Origin of the sequence: Pseudomonas helmanticensis (assembly GCF_900182985.1) — a bacterium.
In the GTDB taxonomy this organism is placed as follows: domain Bacteria; phylum Pseudomonadota; class Gammaproteobacteria; order Pseudomonadales; family Pseudomonadaceae; genus Aquipseudomonas; species Aquipseudomonas helmanticensis.
On sequence record NZ_FXUY01000002.1, the window covers coordinates 1,462,501 to 1,466,265 of the forward strand.

Annotated in this window: 3 protein-coding genes and 2 pseudogenes (1 of these 5 only partly in view); all 5 read right to left on the minus strand. The window is 56.7% G+C overall.

The window, feature by feature from the left end; genetic code table 11:
* On the minus strand, positions 1 to 243 hold the 5' portion of the coding sequence (msrQ, locus tag QOL84_RS29370; protein WP_129395522.1) for a protein-methionine-sulfoxide reductase heme-binding subunit MsrQ. 381 nt of this gene lie to the left of the window's left edge; 243 of the gene's 624 nt are visible here — the first part of the coding sequence; the start codon lies at positions 241 to 243; its stop codon lies beyond the left edge, outside the window.
* A complete protein-coding gene (gene msrP, locus QOL84_RS29375) occupies positions 243 to 1,256 on the minus strand; it encodes a protein-methionine-sulfoxide reductase catalytic subunit MsrP (protein ID WP_283438681.1) in 1,014 nt (337 codons plus the stop codon). The genes msrQ and msrP overlap by 1 nt, the downstream gene beginning before the upstream one ends.
* A gap of 63 nt (positions 1,257 to 1,319) precedes the next feature.
* Positions 1,320 to 2,177: a CDP-diacylglycerol--serine O-phosphatidyltransferase gene (gene pssA / locus QOL84_RS29380; protein WP_016983477.1), complete on the minus strand. Its 858-nt coding sequence runs from the start codon at positions 2,175 to 2,177 to the stop codon at positions 1,320 to 1,322.
* A gap of 131 nt (positions 2,178 to 2,308) precedes the next feature.
* Positions 2,309 to 3,336: pseudogene (gene ilvC, locus QOL84_RS29385) on the minus strand (ketol-acid reductoisomerase).
* Between the two features lie 48 nt (positions 3,337 to 3,384).
* Positions 3,385 to 3,765: pseudogene (ilvN, locus tag QOL84_RS29390) on the minus strand (acetolactate synthase small subunit); the annotation flags it as partial.

Consider the following 3,765-nt stretch of genomic DNA (forward strand, 5'->3'; position numbering starts at 1 on the left):
GGCGAAACACCAAAGCCCCAACTGCCGGCGTACGGCAATCCACCCCGCCCACCCGGTCAGCTTCTGCATAGGCGTCATGCTCAGGGTAATCAACAACAACACCAATGTTCCCAAGCCCAGCCGATCCACCAACACTTTGCCGGGATCGGGCCCAAGCAAATCCTCAAGCGCCTGATACAGCCAGAGCATCGGCCAGATTGCCGCCGCGATGAAAACGCCTATACGCCAGAACGGATACCGCATCAATAGTTCTTCCGCAGATCGAGCCCTGTATATAAAGAAGCGACTTCATCCGAGTAGCCATTGAACATCTGCGTATCGCGCACGTTCGGTTTAAACAGGCTGTTCGGCAACCGTCTCTCCCGCGCCTGCGTCCAGCGTGGGTGATCAACCGTTGGATTCACATTCGCGTAAAACCCATACTCATCCGCCGCGATGCTCTGCCAAGTGGTTTTCGGCTGCTCGCTGACCAGACTGATACGCACGATGGATTTGACGCTCTTGAAGCCATACTTCCAAGGCACTACCAAACGCAGCGGCGCACCGTTCTGATTCGGCAACTCGCGGCCATACATACCCACCGCCAGAATTGCCAACGGATTCATCGCCTCATCCAGACGCAAGCCTTCTACATAGGGCCAGTCGATCAAGGCGAACCCAGAGCGCTGCCCCGGCATGGTTTTGGGATCCTGCAGAGTCTCAAAGCGGATGTACTTTGCATTGGCGTTCGGCCCAACTTGCTTGAGCAGCGCCGAGATTGGAAAGCCGATCCACGGAATGACCATCGACCACGCTTCTACACAGCGCAGGCGATAGATACGCTCTTCCAGCTGATACGGTTTAATAAAGTCTTCCAGCGCATATCGCCCTGGCTTATCCACCTCCCCGTCTACCACCACACTCCACGGTTCAGTTTTCAGCGAACCAGCATTCGCCGCCGGATCACCCTTGTCGGTACCGAACTCATAGAAGTTGTTGTAGTGGGTTGCATCTTTATAAGGCGTGATCGCCTCATCCTTGACATTGACCGCCCCCCACTGGGTAGACGACAGCTTCTCGTCAAACCAGGCAGGCGCTTTGCCGGGCTCGACATCGGCGTATCGGGCGGCATCCTCGGCACTGGCCCAGCGCGGCAGGCTACTGACGGCAATACCGGCAGCAGTAGCCCCCAACAATTGGCGGCGAGAGAGATAGATATTTTCAGGCGTGACATCCGACTCATGGCAGTCAGACGCTTTGGGGATTTTGATCAGCATGACAACTCCGCAGCTTTGGAGGACAGATGCACCCATAGACTGCGGAGTATGCGTGAAATTACATCACTCGGCTTTTTTGTGCCGACGAAGATGCAACAGGTACTGCACCGGACCGGAAGCTGCGTAGGCGAGGAACACCAACAGCAGAATGCGCGGTGGGTCACTGAACACCACGGCAAACACCAGCACAACGGCGAGAATCGCTACGAACGGTACACGGCCCTTCAAGTCCAGCTCTTTGAAGCTGTTGTACTTGATGTTGCTGACCATCAGCATGCCGGCAGCCGCGACCATCAGTGCGACCAGAAACGACATCTTCGAACCCTGAATGCCGTAATCGCTGAACGCCCAGACAATACCCGCGACCACACCGGCAGCCGCCGGACTGGCCAGACCGATGAAGTAGCGTTTATCAGCCGTGCCAACCTGTGTATTGAAGCGCGCCAGACGCAACGCCGCCCCCGCCACATAGATGAAGGCGACCATCCAGCCGACCTTGCCCATGTCGCCCAATGCCCAACCGAACGCCAGCAACGCCGGCGCAACACCGAACGCGACCATGTCAGACAGGGAATCGTACTCGGCGCCGAAGGCACTCTGCGTATTGGTCATGCGCGCCACACGACCGTCGAGGCCGTCGAGCACCATGGCGACGAAAATCGCGATCGCGGCAAACGCGAAATACTTGCTCGCGTTCGCCGAGTCGCCAGCACTCAGGGCAGCCTGGGCGCTCATCGAGTTGATGATGGAATAAAACCCTGCGAACAGGTTCGCAGTGGTGAACAGATTCGGCAGCAGATAGATACCACGATGCCGGACTTTACGACCTTCTGCGTCGTGCCCTTCTTCGATGTGTTCATCGATGGGCAGCAGGCTTTCGGCGTCAGAAGCCTTGTTCGGCTCTTCGGGACGTTCGCTCATGGACATTACCTTGCAACGGTTTGGAGAAATTTCGACAGGTGCCTGAGGACGACAGTTCGGCCACAAACGCTGCAGCTTTATACCAGAACCACCAGCTCAAACGAAAAAACGCGGCCGAGGCCGCGTTTTCCCTACAAGAATGACGACTTAGTTTTGGCTTTGTCGACGATCTTGTTGGCACCGATCCACGGCATCATGGAGCGCAGTTGCTCGCCGATGATTTCGATACCGTGAGCGGCGTTGTTACGACGCTTGGCGGTCATCGAAGGGTAGCCGGTTGCGCCTTCGCTGATGAACATTTTGGCGTATTCGCCGTCCTGAATACGTTTCAGGGCGTTGCGCATGGCCTGACGGGACTCGGCGTTGATCACTTCCGGGCCAGTCACGTACTCCCGTATTCGGCGTTGTTGGAGATCGAGTAGTTCATGTTGGCGATACCGCCTTCGTACATGAGGTCAACGATCAGCTTCAGTTCGTGCAGGCATTCGAAGTAGGCCATTTCCGGCGCGTAGCCAGCTTCAACCAGGGTTTCGAAACCGGCTTTAACCAGTTCAACGGTACCGCCGCACAGAACGGCTTGTTCGCCGAACAGGTCGGTTTCAGTCTCGTCCTTGAAGGTGGTTTCGATGATGCCGGTACGACCGCCACCAACGCCAGCACGTAGGACAGTGCAACGTTTTGGCGTTGCCCGAGGCGTCCTGGTAGATCGCGATCAGGTCAGGGATACCGCCGCCCTTGACGAACTCGGAACGTACGGTGTGGCCCGGAGCTTTCGGCGCGATCATGATCACGTCGAGGTCGGCACGCGGAACAACCTGGTTGTAGTGGATCGCGAAGCCGTGGGAGAAGGCCAGGGTGGCGCCTTTCTTGATGTTCGGCTCGATTTCGTTCTTGTACAGAGCAGACTGGAACTCGTCCGGAGTCAGGATCATGACCAGGTCGGCAGCAGCAACGGCGGAAGCAACGTCAGTCACTTTCAGGCCGTGAGCTTCAGCTTTGGCAACGGTGGCCGAACCTTTACGCAGACCAACAGTAACGTCACGCCGGAGTCTTTCAGGTTGCACGCTTGGGCGTGGCCCTGGGAACCGTAACCGATGATGGCAACTTTCTTGCCCTGGATGATCGACAGGTCGCAGTCTTTTTCGTAATAAACTTTCATGAAATTCCCCTATATATCCAGGCCGTTCAGGCCATTCACTAATTTGGTTTAGATGCTGAGTACTTTGTCGCCGCGGGCAATGCCGGTCACGCCGCTGCGGACGGTTTCCAGAATCGATGCGGTGCCGATGGACTGAATGAAGCTGTCGAGCTTGTCGCTGGTACCGGTCAATTGAACGGTATATACACGCTGGCACTGACATCGACGATCTGTCCACGGTAAATATCGGTGGTGCGTTTGATCTCGGCGCGCTGGGCGCCAGTGGCCTTGACCTTGACCAGCATCAGTTCGCGCTCGATGTGAGCGCTTTCCGACAGGTCCACCAGCTTGACCACTTCGATCAGCTTGTTCAGGTTTTTGGTGATCTGCTCGATGACTTCATCGTGGCCAACGGTGGTCAGCGTCAGACGCGACAGGGTCGGGTCTTCG

Excerpts from the sequence above, each read along its gene's own strand:
- msrP (WP_283438681.1), bottom strand. The coding sequence starts at position 1,256 with ATGCTGATCAAAATCCCCAAAGCGTCTGACTGCCATGAGTCGGATGTC.
- pssA (WP_016983477.1), bottom strand. The coding sequence starts at position 2,177 with ATGAGCGAACGTCCCGAAGAGCCGAACAAGGCTTCTGACGCCGAAAGC.